The organism is Novosphingobium sp. fls2-241-R2A-195, from assembly GCF_030209485.1.
Classification (GTDB): domain Bacteria; phylum Pseudomonadota; class Alphaproteobacteria; order Sphingomonadales; family Sphingomonadaceae; genus Novosphingobium; species Novosphingobium resinovorum.
Map to the genome: position 1 here is coordinate 57,255 of NZ_JARVRY010000008.1, position 15,639 is coordinate 72,893.

Consider the following 15,639-nt stretch of genomic DNA (forward strand, 5'->3'; position numbering starts at 1 on the left):
GGTATACTCCTGCGGATAACGGGAAAGCTGTGCGCGGGTCAGGCAGGCTGGCCGTTGGAGGCGGAGATCCCCGCATCGACGGCGAGGATCGCGCCCGTCACCAGCGCCGCATCTTCGGATGCGAGGAAGGCGACGGGACCGGCGATGTCCTCTGCCCTGGCGTGCTTGCCCAGCGCCGAGCGTTCGTGGAATTTCGCGATCAGCGCTTCGTCGTCCAGCATGTCCCTGGTCAGGTCGCTTTCGGTAAGGGCGGGAGCCACGGCATTGACGCGGATGCCGAACTTGCCGAGGTCGAGCGCCAGTGCGCGGGTGAAGTTGACCACCGCGCCCTTGGCGGCGTTGTAGGCAGTCATGTCCCAGTCGCCGCCGGTGCCCGACACCGAAGCGGTGTGAACGATGCAGCCCTTGCTGGCCTTCAGGTGCGGCAGCGCCAGCTGCGCGCAGTGGAAGGGGCCATCGACGTCGATCGCCATCGTCTGGCGCCAGTCCTCGGGCGTGGTGTCCTCGAACGATTTCATCACCGCGATGCCCGCGTTGGAGTGCAGAACGTCGATCCCGCCGAACTTCGCGACGGTTTGCTCCACCATGCGCGCCACGTCACCGCGCGAGGACACGTCGGCGACGCATACGAGGGTGCAGGCCGGATCGAGATCGGCAGCGACCGCCTCCAGCTTCTCGCGGGTACGGGCAACGAGCGTTACGTTCGCACCTTCCTGCGCAAATCGGCGGGCGCAGGCGGCGCCGATACCCGAACTGGAGCCGGTGACGATGACGGTCTTGCCGCTGAAACGGTACATGATGGAGCTGTCCTTGTTGCAGGGCGCTTCGCTGCTTCAGCGCGGCGCACGCATTGGAAAAGGGCCGCGCGAGTGGGCGCAGCCCCCGGGAGGATCGGCCGATGTCCGGGAAAAACATCGCCAATGTCCTTTTTCCAACCTTCACACGAGCCGTGTGGTTCCTTGCATTGATGGGGCAAGGTGTTGCGCCGACCGGAATTCCTCAGTCCTTGTGTTCAGGCAGCCCTTTGCGCTTGGTGGAGGCAAGATCCTCAAGCTGCTCCTCGCTCATGGATTTCACCATATCCTTTGAGGCCCCTTTTAGATGCGACTTGGGCGTTTCGCCGCGCTTGGCGGACAGCGCCGCCCCGGCGGCCTTTTGCTGCACTTTGGATTTTGCGGGCATGATCGGTCTCCTTCAATCCCAAGCTAACGCACACCGGTGCAGTTTGGTCTCGCCGAAGTCTTGTCGACAAAAGCGGCATTTCTGAAAATTCGGGGGGCGACCTCACGACTAAATCCTTGGGGCTCGCATTGCGAGGAGTGCACTTGGAACATTGATAATGTCTGCAGGTTCTGACGTTGGAGCTCGTAGGAAGGATCGATGTAGCGCTTCAAAAGTGGGAGACGCCTGATGTTTCGCTGGGCAATTATTTTCGCCGTGGTCGCAGTCCTGGCTGCGCTTCTGGGTTTCGGGGGAGTCGCCGGGCTTTCCGCAGGCCTTGCCAAAATCTTCTTGATCGTGGCGCTCGTCGTTCTCGTTCTCGGGTATCTGTTCGGACGCGGTACCAGGGCTCCCTGATTTCCTCCCAAATCCTGTAACAGGTTGCGCCCCAAAGGCCTCCATTCGGGGCAGGGGCGCAAGAAATTTGCATGGCCTTTCCTCGCGAATCTCGAATTTTGTATTGGCATGGAAAATTGCAAACCGAGTCCGGGCACAAGACCATCACATACCGCTTGTTGGTTAGGAAAATTCGTCAATAAAAGGGGGGCGCACGATGAAAAGACTGACTGCCGGCCTCCTTCTTTTACTGTCTGCGTGTCAGGCCATGCCTCAGGATGCGAGCGGTACGCTTCGGCGGATCGAGCACACGAGGAAGTTTACCGTCGGAGTAGTCGCCGGGTACGAGCGCGGACCGGGAATCGATCAACTTGTCCAGGAGATCGAACATGCCTCCGACGCGCACGCCGAGCGATCGCGAGGTGGAGCGGACGCCCTTCTTAGCGACCTTGCCGATGGGAAGATCGATCTGGTGGTTGGAGCCTTTGCCAAGGATAGCCCGTGGAAGACCGAGGTAAGTTTTGGTCCGCCGCTGGGTTCATGGGATGAAGGCAGGCAGCAGATCGAAATGAAGGCGGCCATGCGCAACGGCGAGAACCGTTGGATCGTGCTTGTCGAACGCGCTTCGCGCAGCATTGCCCAGCGGGCGAAGGCACAATGAGCAACAGCCTGCCGGACGAACTGCGCGATACGATGCGTGCCGCTATCAGACTGGAATACTGGAACCTGTTCTGGACCGCGACCATCATCCTGACGATGGGTCTGGTGCTGGGGCAGAGCGAGACGATGAAGACGGCCTGGGTCGAAGATACATTGGGCGTGGTGCCGCCCATCATGTTTCTGGTCGCGGCGAAGATGGAATTGCGCGGCCAGCGGTCCAGGAAATTTCCGTTTGGGTTCGAACGCGTAAACGGCCTTGGCTTTTTCGCGGCCGCCGTGGCGCTTGCCGCGGTTGGATTGCTGCTGCTTTACAATGCAGTGACAGCGCTGATCGCCGCCGAGCACGCGACCGTCGGGTCCGTGGTTGTATTGGGGCATGATCTCTGGCTCGGATGGCTGATGATCGCTGCGCAGCTGTATTCCCTTGTCCCGCCTATGCTGATTGGCCGCAAGGAATTGCCACTGGCGGAAAAGCTCAATGACAAGCTGCTGCATACCGACGCCCTGATGAACAAGGCGAACTGGCTCACCGGTGCTGCAGGGCTCGCCGGGATTGTCGGACTAGGTCTCGGCTGGTGGTGGGCAGACTCGGTTGCGGCGGCGCTCATTTCCGTCGATGTCATCAGTGACGGCGTTAAGGCTCTTCGCTCCTCCACCGCAGAATTGATCGATGGATCGCCTCGTGCTCTCTCAAGCCCGCGATTGTCCGGCGACGCACGGGAACTCGAGAAGCGGCTGTGCAGCGAGTTTCCCTCTGCCACCATTCGCCTTCGCGAAACGGGCCGACTGATCCGAGCCGAGGTGCACGGCATACATCCGCCGTCCGAAGCGCGTCATCCCCGCCACTACTGGCCGGGCCCGCCGGATCGTGCATGGCGTCTGGCGCAGGTGAGTTTCATCCCCCCCATCCAGGATTGAGGAAAATTTTAGCTATCGCGAGGATTGCGAATACCGCACGGGGGCGATTGCCCTGCCGCTCCCTTGGGTGATGACTTCGCCCGTTTTCCCACCTGTGGGTTCGGCTGGAAGCATTCTGGCGAAGCGACAAGTCCCGTTGCCCCGCTAGTGGCTTTCGACGTGCTGTGAAGCGTTTCAGGTTCATGACGAACTGCAGCGCGGTCTGGTTCTGCGCGAAACCGATCTTGTGCCGAAACGGGCCGAACTCGCCCTCGATGCATTCGCTACACACCAATGCCGCGCGGCGGCCATTTTGCAGCGTTCGAGAAGCCGGAGCTGATGCTGGCGGATCTTAGCGCCTTCATCGCCGCCGTTTCATGAGATCTGCGCAACGGTCGTACAAGAGCTGGGGCCAGCTGACAGCAACACCAATCCCGTCTTTCAGACGGCTTCGTTCACTTGCTTTGGTCATCCTTGCGGGTACGAGCCCCGAAGCCCATCTGCTCGCGGACCTCGTCGAGGCGTGTTCCAGGTTGAATGAGCAGCCATGTATCGGGATGCGACGCGGCAATCGTAACAACTGCGCCCCTGGGACAAAGTTTGAGGCACTTGGTTTCGACCGCCAGGATTTGCGCTTTCCTGCCCTTCTTCCCCCCGTTTGCGTCATTCAGCATCTTGGCAAGCGCTGTCTTGCCTTTCTGCCCAAAGCCGCCACCGACCTTCTTAGAGCATTTTCCACAAATCAGGGCGATATATCGGGTTCTGGAGGAGACTTGGCGCAGCATGATTATGATCTATGAACCAGAGGTGAGAAAACAACTCGGCATCCAGGGGCGGGGGCGTGCTTTGGTATAGGTCAGCGCGTCAGCATTCAGCAGTGTGAATGGCTTTTAGCAGCTCCGCTCCCGAATAGGGCTTTGCAAGGAACTGCGCACCCGCCGGAAGCAGGCTTTCGTCCGGCTCGCATCGGCCTGTCGTGATGATGATATCAAGACCAAGTCCGCTCGCGTGGACCCTGCGTGCCAGATCGAGGCCATTGAAATCACCAGGCAGGTCGACATCGGTGAAGAGGATCGCAATATCGTCGTGATCAGCGAGAATACGAAGCGCCTGATGCGCGTCGGCGGCACAGAGCGGGATCAGCCCGGCGTCCATTACCATATCCTCGGCCATCATTCGGATGAGAGGTTCATCCTCGACGATGAGGACTATGCATGGCGCCTCGTGAATGCGTTGCCCCAACCTGTGAGCTTCCGTTCTGCCTTCGCCCCTACAACGCTTGCCGGGGTCGGATACTGAATGAAGACGCACGTGTGCTACCGGTTCCCGCATGGCCTGGGCAATGCGGCAGACCGAAGACATCAGCCCATTCTTCCGACTGGGGCCCTAACTCAGTCTGGAACCGGTCGACGGCGCCGGCGACCGGATTGCATCTTCCATAGCCTGGGTCAGTTCTCCGCTTCCGTAGGGTTTTGCGAGGAAGATCGCGCCATCGATATCACCAGCCCGGGAGGTATCTCCGGAGGCAAAGACAATGCGAATTGATGGCCGAAGGTCCCTGGCGCGGCTGGCAAGATCGATGCCCGAGCTTCCCGGCAGATTTATGTCGCTGACAAGGATGTCGATCGGCGCGGTCTGCAAGGCTGACATCGCATCTTCCGCACTTCCCGCCTCCACAACCACGTAGCCGGCGTCCTCGAGCATCTCGCCGGTGTTGAACCGGATCAACGGATCGTCCTCGACGAGCAGGACCGTGCGCGGTCCGCGGGCACGGGCGCCGTCGATGACCTGCTGGTCATGGGCCGGACGCCCTTCAGTGTGCCCTGGATTCTCGGCGCCGGCTCGTTGACGCTGGTTCGCGATCACGTGGCGCAGCCTTCGGGCCAGCGCTTCGCGTGTATAGGGCTTGGAGAGCAATTCCACTCCGGCATCGAGCTTGCCACCGTGGACGATCGAATTTTCGGTATATCCCGATGTGAACAGCACGGCGATGCAAGGCAGTCGTTCCCGCGCCTTACGTGCCAGCTCCGGACTTTTGAGGGTGCCGGGCATGACGACGTCGGTGAACAACAGGTCGATTGGTACGCCGCTTTCGATCACGATCAGCGCGGCCCCCGCATCGGGCGCCTTCAGGACGCGGTAGCCAAGATCGGTCAGCATCTCGACAACGGTGGCGCGAACCTCTTCGTCATCCTCGACCACCAGAACGGTTTCGGTGCCGCCGACGATCGGCCCATTGTCGACCTGGACCTCGATATCTTCGCTTTCCATCGACCGGGGAAGGTACAGCTTTATGGTCGTGCCTTCGCCCGGCTCCGAATAAATCTTAATGTGTCCGCCGGATTGCTTGACGAAGCCGTACACCATCGAGAGGCCGAGGCCTGACCCCTTGCCTTCGCCCTTGGTCGAGAAGAATGGCTCAAAAACCTTGTCGATGATCTCGCGCGACATCCCTGTCCCTGTGTCGCTTACCGCCAGCATCACGTACTGGCCAGGCGTCACTTCATCGTGCGTGAGTGCATATTCGGTGTCGAGATGGGCGTTCCCGACTTCGATGGTAAGGCGGCCCTGGCCATCCATCGCATCGCGCGAGTTGATCGCCAGATTGAGGATGGCGTTCTCGACCTGGACTGGATCGATATAAGTATTCCACAAACCACCGCCAACGATGGTCTCCAGTTCGATGCCTTCACCGATTGCGCGGCGCAGCATGTCGTCCATGCCGCGCACGAAGCGGCTGACATTCACCACTTTGGGTTCGAGAGCCTGCCTGCGACCGAAGGCAAGAAGCTGGCTGGCGAGCTTCGAGCCTCGGGTGACGCCCGCCAAGGCATTGGTCAGTCTGGCTTCGGCGCGCTCGTTCCCCGAGACGTCCTTCGCGAGTAACTGGAGGTTGCCGGAGATCACCTGAAGCAAATTGTTGAAATCATGCGCAACGCCTCCGGTTAGCTTGCCGACGGTTTCCATCTTCTGCGCCTGGGCCAGCTTGACTTCTGCCTGACGTCGCTCGTCGATCTCGGCGATCACCCGGGCCTCGAGCGTCGCATTGAGCTCGCGCAGTGTTTCTTCCGCAGCGCGCTGGTGGGTGATGTCCGAATGGACCCCGACCCATTCGATGATCGTGTCACCCTCGTCAAGAACGGGGAGTCCGCGAATGGCGAAGGTGCGCCATTCCCCATCATGGCGGCGTACGCGATGCTCATGGACGAACATGGCCTTGGCCGCCACGGCGGCGTTCCATGCCACGATCGTCGGTTCGCGATCATCTGGGTGGACAGCCTGCGCCCAGCCGTAGTCCTGATACTCCTCAAGGCACTGGCCGGTCAGGGCAGCCCATGCAGGCTGTTCGCCCAGCATTCGGCCGTCGGCGCTGTTGGTCCACAGGACACCGTGCATGGCCTCCATCGCAGTGCGGAAACGCTTGTTGCTGGCGGCCACGTCCGCCTCAAGGGCGATCCGCGCAGAATTGTCTATGCAGGTGCACATCACCCCGCCGATACTGCCATCGGCTTCATAGACTGGGGTGTAGAACAAATCGAACGTCACGGGCTCGGCGTAACCGTTACGCTTCAGGACCAGGATCTGATCGCGATAGGACCGTAATTCGCCGCGCATTCCGGCGGCCAACATCTCACGATTCCAGTCCCAGATCTCAGGCCAGATCCCGGGCACTGTACCGCCAAGCGCCTGGGGATGATTGGGGCCTGCAACGATGGAATAGGCATCGTTGTAAAGCATCACGTGCTCTGGCCCCCACATCAGCACCTTGGCGACAGGAGAGTTCACGATATTGGCAACGGTCGCGCGCAGTTCCAGTGACCAACTTCCAATCGGACCGAGCGGATTGGCGGACCAGTCAAGTTCGCGAATACGGCGCCCGCATTCGCCTCCTCCGTAGGGCCAGCCTGCAGTCGCTTCTGTCCTCGCAGAGAGTTGACCCAGCACACTTTCGATAAGTGCGGCTTCATCGGAAAATCCGCCGTCACGCGTGAGCGAGGCAAGCCGCGCGGCAAGGTCAGCGGGCAGGGAAAGGGTTTGAGCAGCGTGTTCGGACATGCGCTCTCGTCTTCCCGGTTAACCCTCATGTCAAGCGGCCGCGGCCGCGGCGTGCGACGAAATGCCTGGCCTAGATAACACGCGATCAGACAAGGGGTAATTGTGTGTCCTTTGACACAAACGCGCCTATCCGAAGTTTCATGGCAGCGATGAGCGATTCGATAGGCATTGCGCTTTGCCACGGTCGGGCGATTAAATGATCGGGTACCCAAACGTTGTGGCTGGAGGTGGGCGGCCCCTCAGTATCCGAACCCGGGCACACGGGATTCGGTTTGCGTCCCACTTCCATTGGTCTGCTTGGTGGTGGCCAAGTTGATTTGCGCTATGCACCAAGGGTGCCTCGGAGCCGAAATCGAGGCACCGTTCAGCCACATGCAGTCAGAATAAAGGCAGAGCGCTTAGCGTGCAGGGGTGACTTGCCATACGGTGTTCGAAAGGTCGTCGGCGATCAGCAGCGCCCGGCGCTCGGGATCGTACGTGACGCCGACCGGGCGTCCACGCGCCTTCCCCTCGGGCCCGATGAACCCTGTCACGAAGTCGCGGGGCTTGCCCGAGGGCCAGCCATTGGTGAAGGGAATCCATACAACCTTGTAGCCTGCCAACTGGCGACGGTTCCAGCTTCCGTGCTCGCCCACGAATGCGCCATCGGCATAATTTCCGCCAAAGCCGCCGCCGGTAAGGAACGTAAGGCCAAGCGCTGCGACGTGTGAGCCCAGGGCATAGTCAGGGGCAATCGCCTTGCGGACCATGTCAGGCTTCTGAGGATGGACGCGCGGATCGACGTGACCGCCGTAGTAGCTGTAAGGCCAGCCATAGAATGCCCCCGGCTTCACCGAGGTCAGATAGTCCGGCACGAGGTCCGCGCCCAGCTCGTCGCGCTCGTTGGCGACGGCCCAGAGGGCCTGCGTTGCCGGATTGATCGCCAGAGCCGTCGGATTGCGGATGCCCGAGGCGTACGTGCGATGCTCCCCGCTTTCGCGGTCGATTTCCCAGACGACTGCGCGATCTTGCTCGACGGCCATGCCGCGCTCGCCAATGTTGCTGTTCGAGCCGATGCCGACGTAAAGGCGAGAGCCCTCGGCGCTCGCCGCCAGAGATTTTGTCCAGTGATGGTTGGGATTGGCAGGCAGCTTGGTTACGACTTCGCCGGGCGCATCGATGCGCGTTTCTCCGCCGCGATAGGGGAAGCGGAGCAGGGCGTCCTGATCTGCGATGTAGAGCTCAGATCCCACAAGCGCCATGCCATAAGGCGCGTTCAGCTTGTCGATGAGAACGGTCTGGAGTTCATACTTTCCGTCGCCATCGCGGTCGCGCAGCAAGGTGATACGGTCGCCGCCCTTCGTGCCGCTCTTGCCAAGGCTCTTGATATAGCCTGCGATGACGTCCTTGGGGCGCAGTTTCGGCGCGCTGCCGCCAAGTCCTTCGGAAACCAGAATGTCGCCGTTGGGAAGGACGAGCGTCTGGCGGGGAACCTTGAGGCCGGTGGCGATGGGCGAAATGGCAAAGCCCTTGGGCACGTTGGGCATCGCGCCGTTCCAGCCTGCGGGGCTGGCGATCTTCATCGGCGGAAGAAGGGTCTGGTTCTGCTCGGGGAGCGCCGGCCGCGGGCCGGTCTGATCGAGATCTTGCGCCTTGTCGCAAGCGGCAAGGGCGAGCGGCGCGGCGAGGCTCAGGGCGGAAAGGACAACGCGGTTCATGCTCGCACCTCGCGGGAAACGGTGTAGCCAATCCATCCCGCTGCCAGCGCCAGCACCGTGGAAATGACGGAGAGGGCAAGACCGGTCGTGCCGACCGAACTCCACCCGTCATGGCTATGCTGGAACGCATTGACGAGACCGACGACGAATAGCAGCGCCAGGATCGCACAGAGCCAACCTCTTCCCGCCCGGCGCGCAAGCATGCCGATCAACGCCCAGGCCAGGGCAAGGCCGGTAAACACCAGCGCTCCGGCGATCAGCCAGGATGCAAAGTTCGACCACTGCATTTCCGAGCTGTTGAGATATGTGATGTCCGCCAGCAGAGCGCCCGGGAACATCGACACCGGGAAAGCGAGCAGGATCGCATGAAGCGGGTGCAGCGCTATCAGCGCTGCGCTGGGATTGGCTGAGGGCAGGTCGAATTCCTTCAACGCTTTGTCGGGAAGGTAAGAACAGCAAATGCGCCGATCGGCGAAGGGTTGCCGATGGGTCCGATCCCTGCCTTACGGCCCGACGTCGCCGCCATTGGCGTGCAAAGGGTGACTGTTTCCTGCCGCGAAGCCCAGTGCGGTCGCCACGCTCTCGTTGCGACCATAGGGGTCGGAGCGGATGACCGGCTCACCATCTTCGCCGAAAAGGACTGTGTCATAGAGAAGACGAACTGGAATTTCGCGTGGCAGCGGCACGAAGGTTTCCTTGCCGGTGGCGCGGGCACGGTGCCATTCGTCGAGCACGCCTTCATCCTTTGCCAGCATTTCCGCAAAGCCCATGGCATCCTCCACGCGCACGCAGCCGTGGCTGCGCTGGCGCTGCACTTCCTGGAACAGCTGCTTGGCGGGAGTGTCGTGCAGGTAGATCTGATGCTCGTTCTTCATGTCGAACTTGACGAGGCCCAGCGAGTTCCTGGGGCCGGGCTGCTGTACCACCCAGCCGTCCTTCCACGCCATGTTGTTGCGGCGCAGATAGGCGCTGCCCTTGCCGGCGATCTCCTTGCTCTGGATCGAGCGCGGGACAGTCCAGGTCGGATTGGCGACGAGACGATAGATCGGCGAACCCAGCTGCGGGGTCTGGTTCTCCGGCTTCCCGACGACGACCTTGCGCGTATCGACCATCTTGCCGTCGCGCCAATAGATCAGGCGCCCCGCAGCGACATTGACGTCGATGCGGGTCTTGGGCGGATCGCGCTGCAGCCAGCGCATGCGCTCCATCGCGACTGCAATTGCCCGTGCCTTGTCCGCATCGGAGAGGTTGAGGATTTCCAGCGCATCCTTGCCGATGACGCCGTCGGGCTTGATGCCGTAGTCCGCCTGCATGCGCTGCACGGCCTTCATCATGGCCGGGGAATAGCGGTCGCCTTGCGCATCTTTGCCATCAAGATAGTCGGAGGCCGCGAGCTGGCGGGCGATTTGCGGCACGCGCCGATCGCTGTCGCCAGGCTTCAGGGGCTCGCTGTCCTGTGCGATGGCCGGGGCGGGCGCATCCTTGCTGCCACGAAGCGAGAGGTAGGCTTTCGAAAGGCGCTGGTAGCCGTCATCCCGGGGTGCGAGACCGTCCAGCCAGTCCTTGAGGTCACCGCCCTTCAAAGCTTTGGCAAGGCCGGGCAGGAGGTTCGGATCAGGCCTCGGCACGGAATAGATATCGTAAAGTTTCTTAGGGTCGCTGGCACCGCGCGCCAGCGCCGATGCGTAGCGCAAGGCACTTTCGGTCAGCGCGCGATCGCCGTCGGCATTGCCGGGTTGGCCATCGACCACAAAATTCATGTGATTGAGGCCATGCGTTGCCCGGCTGTCAATCGCAGCGCGCAGGTCGCGCACCGCCGCGTCGTTCCAATGAACTTCAGTGATGCTCACGGCCGGCGCAGGCGCGTCGGGCGTCTCGGAGCCGGACCCGCACGCTGTGAGTGCAACAGTCACGGCAAGCAACGGGGAAACGATCAACCGATTGCGCACATGGATCTCCTTGGATGACCCCAGGTACAACCGACAGGCATGCTGGACGTTGCTCACCGTCTGATTTTTAGGCCCGGATTCAGCTTCTTGCCGCGAAGATCATCCGCCCCTTGCCGAGGAACGAGAAGACGTCATCGAGCTTGTTCTCCCCCACCGCGAAGCAACCCTGACTGCGGCCGAGCTTGCCATGCGCCTTGATCATGTCGTCATTTGCGTACCACGCGCTGTGCACGACGACGGCGCGTTCAAGCGCATTGTTGTTGGTGGCGTCGAGCCCGATCAGCCGCTGCGAACGGCCATGTTTGCCGACGTAGTAGTCATCGGTCAGATATGCCCCTTCGCTTGATGCGTTCGATCCAAACGCGTTGGAGAAGCGTTCAAGGTATCCGGTGTGATGCGGATCGGAACCCGATCCATGCGCGACGAGCAGGCGAATGGCCTTGCCGTCTTCCACGTCGAGAAAATGCATTCGCGCGTTCGACGACGGCGCGGAAAAGTCCACGATCGCGATCCGGTCGCGCCGCCTGATCCGGTCTCCATGCCGATCAAGGGACGCAAGAGCCTTGCGCAGAAGCGGGGGATTGACGGTCGAGAACGCTGCGCGCGGTCCGTCGTTACGCACCATTGCCGGAACGCTGGCAGGGCCTGCGGACTTCGGAAGTACCGGAGCGGCAAGCGGCGAAGTCGAACGCAGGGGCGAAGAGGAGCGCGAGCATGAAGCGACCGCAACTGCGGCACCGGCAAGCATCATCGCCCTGCGATTCATAATGATATCATGCTGGGGCATGGCCAACACTTGGGGATGATCGACATCGAATTGAAGAGGAATTTTCAATTAAATCATAGTCATGTGGTCATTTTTGTACATACTGCGAGGATGGATGGGAAATGCTGCAGGCCAGCGTTCCCGCGAAATGAGAATGATCATGAACCAGCATATTTGCGAACCGACTTCGCCTTGGCTATTTCCGTTCGCGCGAAGCTTGCTGCGATGGCTGTTCGCGCTTGTCTTTGTTTTTTCCGGATACAAACACATTACCGCCCCAGACGGGTTTGTGGCGATCACACCGCGCTGGGTGCCCCTACCGGACTTCGTGGTATGGGCAACGGGATGGTGCGAAATCGCCGGCGCAGCTGGTCTGCTCGTTCCGAAGCGCTGGTCGCCGGGGGCGTATCGGGGCGCCTCCATAGCCTTGGCGGCTTATGCCTTGTGCGTGTGGCCGGCGAACTTCAATCACGCGCTGCATGACAATCCGGTCGCGGGCGTTCACCTTTCCTGGTGGTATCATGGCCCTAGACTGGTTTTCCAGCCCATGCTGATCTGGGCTATCCTGTGGGCAGGACATATCATCGACTGGCCATTTGGCCGGCCCCACCGCTGAAGACAGGCGGGTGCGGGAACAGATTCTCGGCATGCTGTTTGGGGAGGAGACCGGCAACAGAGGGAGCATCCCCCTACGGCAAATATCCCCTGCGACCTTGCAGTGCGGCGATGCGCCGATCTTCATGGCCGGCGATGCAGACCATTCGCGTCCCGTGCTGCACGAGGCGCAGGCGGAAGGGACGCTCGCGGGGCGCAATGCCGCCTGTTTCCCGGAAATGATAACCGGCCGGCGCATGGTCCCCTTCTCGATCATCTTCACCGATCCTGCGCTGGCGAACATCGGCGAGCTCGATGGAAAGGACAGCGTGATCGCAAGCGCGTCCTACGAGGATCAGGGGCGGGCAAAGGTCGAAGGTGTGAACCGCGGACTGCCACGCCTCCATGCCGATTCGGCGAACGGGAAACTAATCGGTGCCGTGCTGGCGACGCCGGCAGCCGAGCACATGGCGCATTTCCTCGTCATGGCGATCGACCGGGACCTGACGGCGAGCGAGATACCGCCCCTTCCGTTCTATCACCCCACCTTCGAGGAAGGTCTCAAGCCCGCGCTGCGCGAGATCTGTTCGCGGACCGGCGGGCCCGTCGGCATGGAGCGCGACGACGGGTTTCTCGCAGGGGCTCGAGGGCGAGCTAGTCCAGACCCTCCTCTGACAGAGCTTGGCGTATCGACGGGCGCTGGGTCAGCCGGTCAAAATAGCGGGTGAGGGCATCCGGCAGAGACAGCCTGGCCTTCTTCTGCGCCCACATCAGCATGACGAAGAGGTAGCAGTCTGCCGAAGTGAAGCTGTCGCCGACGATGTAGTCGCGTTCAGCCAGCTGTGCCTCGAGGTAAGCGAAGCGCCTGGCCAGATTGCCTCCTGCTGCCTTCTTCGCTTCATCGGTGCTGTCCGGTATGAAGAACGGCTTGAAGCCCTTGTGCACTTCGGTCGAGATGAAGGCGATCGTCTCCAGCAATTTCCAGCGGTTATCCGGTGACGCCGCGATCTTCTCGGATTGGTCCGCAAGATAGCTAAGGATGGCGATGTTTTCGGTGAGGATGGTGCCATCGCCGAGGGCAAGCGCGGGAACGTAGCCCTTGGGATTTATGGTGGCGTAGTCGCTGCCGGTCTCGGTGCGCTTTTCCTCCAGATCGACCTTTTCCAGGGTGAAGGGCAAGCCGGCTTCGGCCATGGCGATATGGTCGGCCAGGCTGCAAGCGCCCGGCGCATAGTAGAGCTTCATGGGACAGGTCCTCTCTTGTGCTGATCCATGCGGTCAACTTGGGTGGTTCGGTTCGGATGCGGATCGTCCGCGCCAAGATCGCTGCGCATCTGGCCATGTGCCAGCACCGCGAACAGGCCGGTGCCGCCGACGATATTGCCGATCAGCGCCGGCAGGGTGAATTCGAGCCAGGCTTCACCGAAATTGATGCGGCCGCTGAGCCACAGGAAGCTCGCCTGCGACGATCCGGTCACGACATGTGCAAAGCCGCCGAGCGCGATCACGTAGGTCAGCACGAATACGACCCAGAATTCGCTGCCCCGGGCATTGGGCAGCACCCAGGCGACCGCCGCCATGATGAAGCCGGCAGGTATCCCCAGCGTCAGCGTGCGGGTCCAGTGCTGGAGTTCGAGCTTGCCCAGAATGTCGAGGGCCACCATTCGCTGCTCATGCGTGACGATGATTTCGCCGGCCATGAGCGCGCTCACCAGCGTGACGCCGATCAGATTGCCCACGAGCACGCAGGCCCAGAGCCTGGCAAGGCGGCCGAAATTGCCCAGCGAAGGCGATGTCGCGATCGGCAGCACCGCCGTCACCGTACTTTCGGTGAAGAGCTGCAGCCGGCCCATCACCACGATCACATAGCCGATCGGATAGCCGAGGAAATAGATCAGCGGCGCCCAGTCGGTATCGGGCAGGTGGCTGCGCAGGAACAGCTCGCACAGCAGGGAGAGAGCGATCGCAAGGCCTGCGGCGATACCCGACAGGGTCAGGGCGAGGGTGGGCCGTGCGAGCTCCTCTTCTCCCTGCAAACGCACGACCTCGTGAACGATCTTGGAGGAGCCGGCCTTGCGCTCCTCGACATCCCGGGCCTCGGACGCATCGAGTGCCTTGTCCGGCTGCTCCGTTTCTTCGCTACGTGGCTCGTTCGTCATGGAGCATCCCTGTCCGGCTGACTACGTTCCAGAAGTGCCTTGAGGCTCTTGAGATCCTGGCAGACCATGGCGGCATCACGAATAAAATCATCGTCGCACATGTCCGGTTGGCGATAGAGGGTGAAGACCGCCTGCGTCCCTGTCCCGTTCTCGATCAGCCGCAGCGGGATATGTATGACCGGCTTGCCGGGCAGCATGACCCAGTGATCGAGAACGCCGAAATCGTTGGGCGGGGTGAACCGGCCCCTCGCTTCACCGGCGGGCGTGTCAGCCCGCCATTCATCGCCGTCCCGGTGGAGCGACGACGACATGCCCGCAGCCCATTCGGGGAAATTTTCCGGCACGTGAGCGAAGGCATAGGCCGCCTCAAATGGGCAGTCGATCGTAATACCGATCAGGCGGGCTTCGTGGGTTGCCATGATGCAGGTTCCTTTGCTGCCTATAACCCTTGAACGGGCACAGGGTTCTGCACTGGCAAAGGCGGGGTGACCGCTGGCGAGGGCGGCTCGTCGCTGTCACGAAACCGGGCATGCCGCAGCGCATTGAGAGGTCTTCATGCTGCAGGAGAAAGCGATGACCGACTTCGACCTCTACTACTGGCCAGTGCCCTTTCGCGGCCAGCTCATCCGCGGCATCCTCGCTTCCGCCGGGAAGACCTGGACCGAGCATGACAGCGATGAGATCGGCCAGCTCATGGCGAGTTCACCCGCCGAGCAGTCGACCCCGTTCATGGGGCCTCCCGTCCTGGTCGACAACGCGAGCGGGTTTGCGCTCTCCGAAATGCCTGCGATCGCGTGCTATCTGGGCGAGAAGCTGGATCTCGTGCCCCCTTCGATCGAAGGACGGGCGCGGACGCTCAAGGTCGTCAACGACGCCAACGATGTGCTCGACGAAATCACGCTGGATGGGGGGCGGCAGATGTGGACGAAGGAAACTTGGCGGGACTTCGTGCCGCGTCTCAGGCGCTGGATGGAAATCTGGGAGGCGACCGGCATTCGGTGCGGGCTCAGGCACGAGGAGGGAACCCTGCTGGGCACCGCCACGCCGGGCGTGGCGGACATCGTCAGCGCGGTCCTGTGGTCGACGATGACGGAGCGCTTCCCCGCGATCGAGGCATTGCTCCGCGATGCAGCTCCGAACGTTGCCGCGCTGGTGCGGCGCATGACCGAGATGCCTCGACTAAAGCGTCTCGCCGAGCAGGCGCGGGACGAATATGGCAGCTCCTATTGCGGCGGCGAGATCGAGCAGTCTTTGCGCAAGGTGGCGGTCTGATCCAAAACGACTGGGGAACCTCTGGGAGGCTC

18 protein-coding genes are annotated in these 15,639 nt (G+C 61.6%); 6 read left to right on the forward strand and 12 right to left on the reverse strand.

Going from position 1 to position 15,639, the window contains the following annotated elements:
- Positions 1-38: 38 nt before the first annotated feature.
- Positions 39-797 carry a meso-2,3-butanediol dehydrogenase gene (gene budC / locus QRN25_RS08685; protein ID WP_285018769.1) on the reverse strand — a complete coding sequence of 253 codons (759 nt, stop codon included), beginning with the start codon at positions 795-797 and terminating at the stop codon, positions 39-41.
- 202 nt (positions 798-999) lie between these two features.
- On the reverse strand, positions 1,000-1,182 hold the full coding sequence (locus QRN25_RS08690; protein WP_285018770.1) for a DUF3008 family protein: 183 nt from the start codon (positions 1,180-1,182) through the stop codon (positions 1,000-1,002).
- Positions 1,183-1,410: 228 nt separating this feature from the next.
- Here QRN25_RS08690 and QRN25_RS08695 point away from each other — a divergent pair, with 228 nt between their 5' ends.
- The 3 genes from QRN25_RS08695 (at position 1,411) to QRN25_RS08705 (ending at position 3,135) form a co-directional block, all read left to right on the forward strand.
- Positions 1,411-1,578 carry a DUF1328 family protein gene (locus tag QRN25_RS08695; RefSeq protein WP_008832344.1) on the forward strand — a complete coding sequence of 56 codons (168 nt, stop codon included), beginning with the start codon at positions 1,411-1,413 and terminating at the stop codon, positions 1,576-1,578.
- A gap of 196 nt (positions 1,579-1,774) precedes the next feature.
- Positions 1,775-2,218 carry a hypothetical protein gene (locus QRN25_RS08700; RefSeq protein ID WP_285018773.1) on the forward strand — a complete coding sequence of 148 codons (444 nt, stop codon included), beginning with the start codon at positions 1,775-1,777 and terminating at the stop codon, positions 2,216-2,218.
- Positions 2,215-3,135, forward strand: coding sequence for a cation efflux transmembrane domain-containing protein (locus tag QRN25_RS08705; RefSeq protein WP_285018775.1), 921 nt, complete (start codon positions 2,215-2,217; stop codon positions 3,133-3,135). The genes QRN25_RS08700 and QRN25_RS08705 overlap by 4 nt, the downstream gene beginning before the upstream one ends.
- A 434-nt stretch (positions 3,136-3,569) precedes the next feature.
- On the opposite strand, the gene QRN25_RS08710 is transcribed toward QRN25_RS08705, so the two are convergent.
- The 7 genes from QRN25_RS08710 to QRN25_RS08740 form a co-directional block, all read right to left on the reverse strand.
- Positions 3,570-3,899 (reverse strand): (2Fe-2S) ferredoxin domain-containing protein, encoded by a 330-nt coding sequence (locus QRN25_RS08710; RefSeq protein ID WP_285018777.1) that lies wholly within the window; start codon positions 3,897-3,899, stop codon positions 3,570-3,572.
- Between the two features lie 79 nt (positions 3,900-3,978).
- Positions 3,979-4,476 carry a response regulator gene (locus tag QRN25_RS08715; protein ID WP_350224243.1) on the reverse strand — a complete coding sequence of 166 codons (498 nt, stop codon included), beginning with the start codon at positions 4,474-4,476 and terminating at the stop codon, positions 3,979-3,981.
- 24 nt (positions 4,477-4,500) lie between these two features.
- Positions 4,501-7,170, reverse strand: coding sequence for a hybrid sensor histidine kinase/response regulator (locus QRN25_RS08720; protein ID WP_285018779.1), 2,670 nt, complete (start codon positions 7,168-7,170; stop codon positions 4,501-4,503).
- A gap of 398 nt (positions 7,171-7,568) precedes the next feature.
- Positions 7,569-8,867 carry a PQQ-dependent sugar dehydrogenase gene (locus tag QRN25_RS08725; protein ID WP_285018781.1) on the reverse strand — a complete coding sequence of 433 codons (1,299 nt, stop codon included), beginning with the start codon at positions 8,865-8,867 and terminating at the stop codon, positions 7,569-7,571.
- Complete coding sequence (locus QRN25_RS08730) at positions 8,864-9,298, reverse strand: DUF2231 domain-containing protein (RefSeq protein ID WP_330704918.1); 435 nt, start codon at positions 9,296-9,298, stop codon at positions 8,864-8,866. Before QRN25_RS08730 ends, QRN25_RS08725 begins: the two co-directional genes overlap by 4 nt.
- A gap of 72 nt (positions 9,299-9,370) precedes the next feature.
- Positions 9,371-10,816, reverse strand: a complete 1,446-nt coding sequence (locus QRN25_RS08735) for a L,D-transpeptidase family protein (protein WP_285018784.1) — start codon at positions 10,814-10,816, stop codon at positions 9,371-9,373.
- A gap of 79 nt (positions 10,817-10,895) precedes the next feature.
- Complete coding sequence (locus tag QRN25_RS08740) at positions 10,896-11,567, reverse strand: murein L,D-transpeptidase catalytic domain family protein (protein WP_285018881.1); 672 nt, start codon at positions 11,565-11,567, stop codon at positions 10,896-10,898.
- A gap of 175 nt (positions 11,568-11,742) precedes the next feature.
- Between QRN25_RS08740 and QRN25_RS08745 the strand changes: the two genes are divergently transcribed.
- Positions 11,743-12,198 (forward strand): DoxX family protein, encoded by a 456-nt coding sequence (locus QRN25_RS08745; protein ID WP_285018786.1) that lies wholly within the window; start codon positions 11,743-11,745, stop codon positions 12,196-12,198.
- A 10-nt stretch (positions 12,199-12,208) separates the two neighbouring features.
- Entirely contained in the window at positions 12,209-12,904 is a 696-nt protein-coding gene (locus QRN25_RS08750) for an oxidoreductase dimerization domain-containing protein (RefSeq protein WP_285018788.1), read from the forward strand.
- Here the strand turns inward: QRN25_RS08750 and gstA are convergent.
- From gstA to QRN25_RS08765, 3 genes are read right to left on the reverse strand one after another with little or no spacing between them, the layout of a single operon-like run.
- Positions 12,831-13,421: a glutathione transferase GstA gene (gene gstA / locus QRN25_RS08755; protein ID WP_285018789.1), complete on the reverse strand. Its 591-nt coding sequence runs from the start codon at positions 13,419-13,421 to the stop codon at positions 12,831-12,833. The two genes, QRN25_RS08750 and gstA, sit on opposite strands and share 74 nt — an antisense overlap.
- Positions 13,418-14,335, reverse strand: a complete 918-nt coding sequence (locus QRN25_RS08760) for a formate/nitrite transporter family protein (protein ID WP_285018791.1) — start codon at positions 14,333-14,335, stop codon at positions 13,418-13,420. Before QRN25_RS08760 ends, gstA begins: the two co-directional genes overlap by 4 nt.
- On the reverse strand, positions 14,332-14,754 hold the full coding sequence (locus tag QRN25_RS08765; RefSeq protein ID WP_285018793.1) for an SRPBCC family protein: 423 nt from the start codon (positions 14,752-14,754) through the stop codon (positions 14,332-14,334). The genes QRN25_RS08760 and QRN25_RS08765 overlap by 4 nt, the downstream gene beginning before the upstream one ends.
- A gap of 154 nt (positions 14,755-14,908) precedes the next feature.
- On the opposite strand from QRN25_RS08765, the gene gst reads away from it, so the two are divergent.
- Positions 14,909-15,607, forward strand: coding sequence for a glutathione transferase, Atu5508 family (gene gst, locus QRN25_RS08770; RefSeq protein WP_285018795.1), 699 nt, complete (start codon positions 14,909-14,911; stop codon positions 15,605-15,607).
- The last annotated feature ends 32 nt before the right edge of the window (positions 15,608-15,639 follow it).

Excerpts from the sequence above, each read along its gene's own strand:
- budC (WP_285018769.1), bottom strand. The coding sequence starts at position 797 with ATGTACCGTTTCAGCGGCAAGACCGTCATCGTCACCGGCTCCAGTTCG.
- QRN25_RS08690 (WP_285018770.1), bottom strand. The coding sequence starts at position 1,182 with ATGCCCGCAAAATCCAAAGTGCAGCAAAAGGCCGCCGGGGCGGCGCTG.
- QRN25_RS08695 (WP_008832344.1), top strand. The coding sequence starts at position 1,411 with ATGTTTCGCTGGGCAATTATTTTCGCCGTGGTCGCAGTCCTGGCTGCG.
- QRN25_RS08700 (WP_285018773.1), top strand. The coding sequence starts at position 1,775 with ATGAAAAGACTGACTGCCGGCCTCCTTCTTTTACTGTCTGCGTGTCAG.
- QRN25_RS08705 (WP_285018775.1), top strand. The coding sequence starts at position 2,215 with ATGAGCAACAGCCTGCCGGACGAACTGCGCGATACGATGCGTGCCGCT.
- QRN25_RS08710 (WP_285018777.1), bottom strand. The coding sequence starts at position 3,899 with ATGCTGCGCCAAGTCTCCTCCAGAACCCGATATATCGCCCTGATTTGT.
- QRN25_RS08715 (WP_350224243.1), bottom strand. The coding sequence starts at position 4,476 with ATGTCTTCGGTCTGCCGCATTGCCCAGGCCATGCGGGAACCGGTAGCA.
- QRN25_RS08720 (WP_285018779.1), bottom strand. The coding sequence starts at position 7,170 with ATGTCCGAACACGCTGCTCAAACCCTTTCCCTGCCCGCTGACCTTGCC.
- QRN25_RS08725 (WP_285018781.1), bottom strand. The coding sequence starts at position 8,867 with ATGAACCGCGTTGTCCTTTCCGCCCTGAGCCTCGCCGCGCCGCTCGCC.
- QRN25_RS08740 (WP_285018881.1), bottom strand. The coding sequence starts at position 11,567 with ATGATGCTTGCCGGTGCCGCAGTTGCGGTCGCTTCATGCTCGCGCTCC.
- QRN25_RS08745 (WP_285018786.1), top strand. The coding sequence starts at position 11,743 with ATGAACCAGCATATTTGCGAACCGACTTCGCCTTGGCTATTTCCGTTC.
- gstA (WP_285018789.1), bottom strand. The coding sequence starts at position 13,421 with ATGAAGCTCTACTATGCGCCGGGCGCTTGCAGCCTGGCCGACCATATC.
- QRN25_RS08760 (WP_285018791.1), bottom strand. The coding sequence starts at position 14,335 with ATGACGAACGAGCCACGTAGCGAAGAAACGGAGCAGCCGGACAAGGCA.
- QRN25_RS08765 (WP_285018793.1), bottom strand. The coding sequence starts at position 14,754 with ATGGCAACCCACGAAGCCCGCCTGATCGGTATTACGATCGACTGCCCA.
- gst (WP_285018795.1), top strand. The coding sequence starts at position 14,909 with ATGACCGACTTCGACCTCTACTACTGGCCAGTGCCCTTTCGCGGCCAG.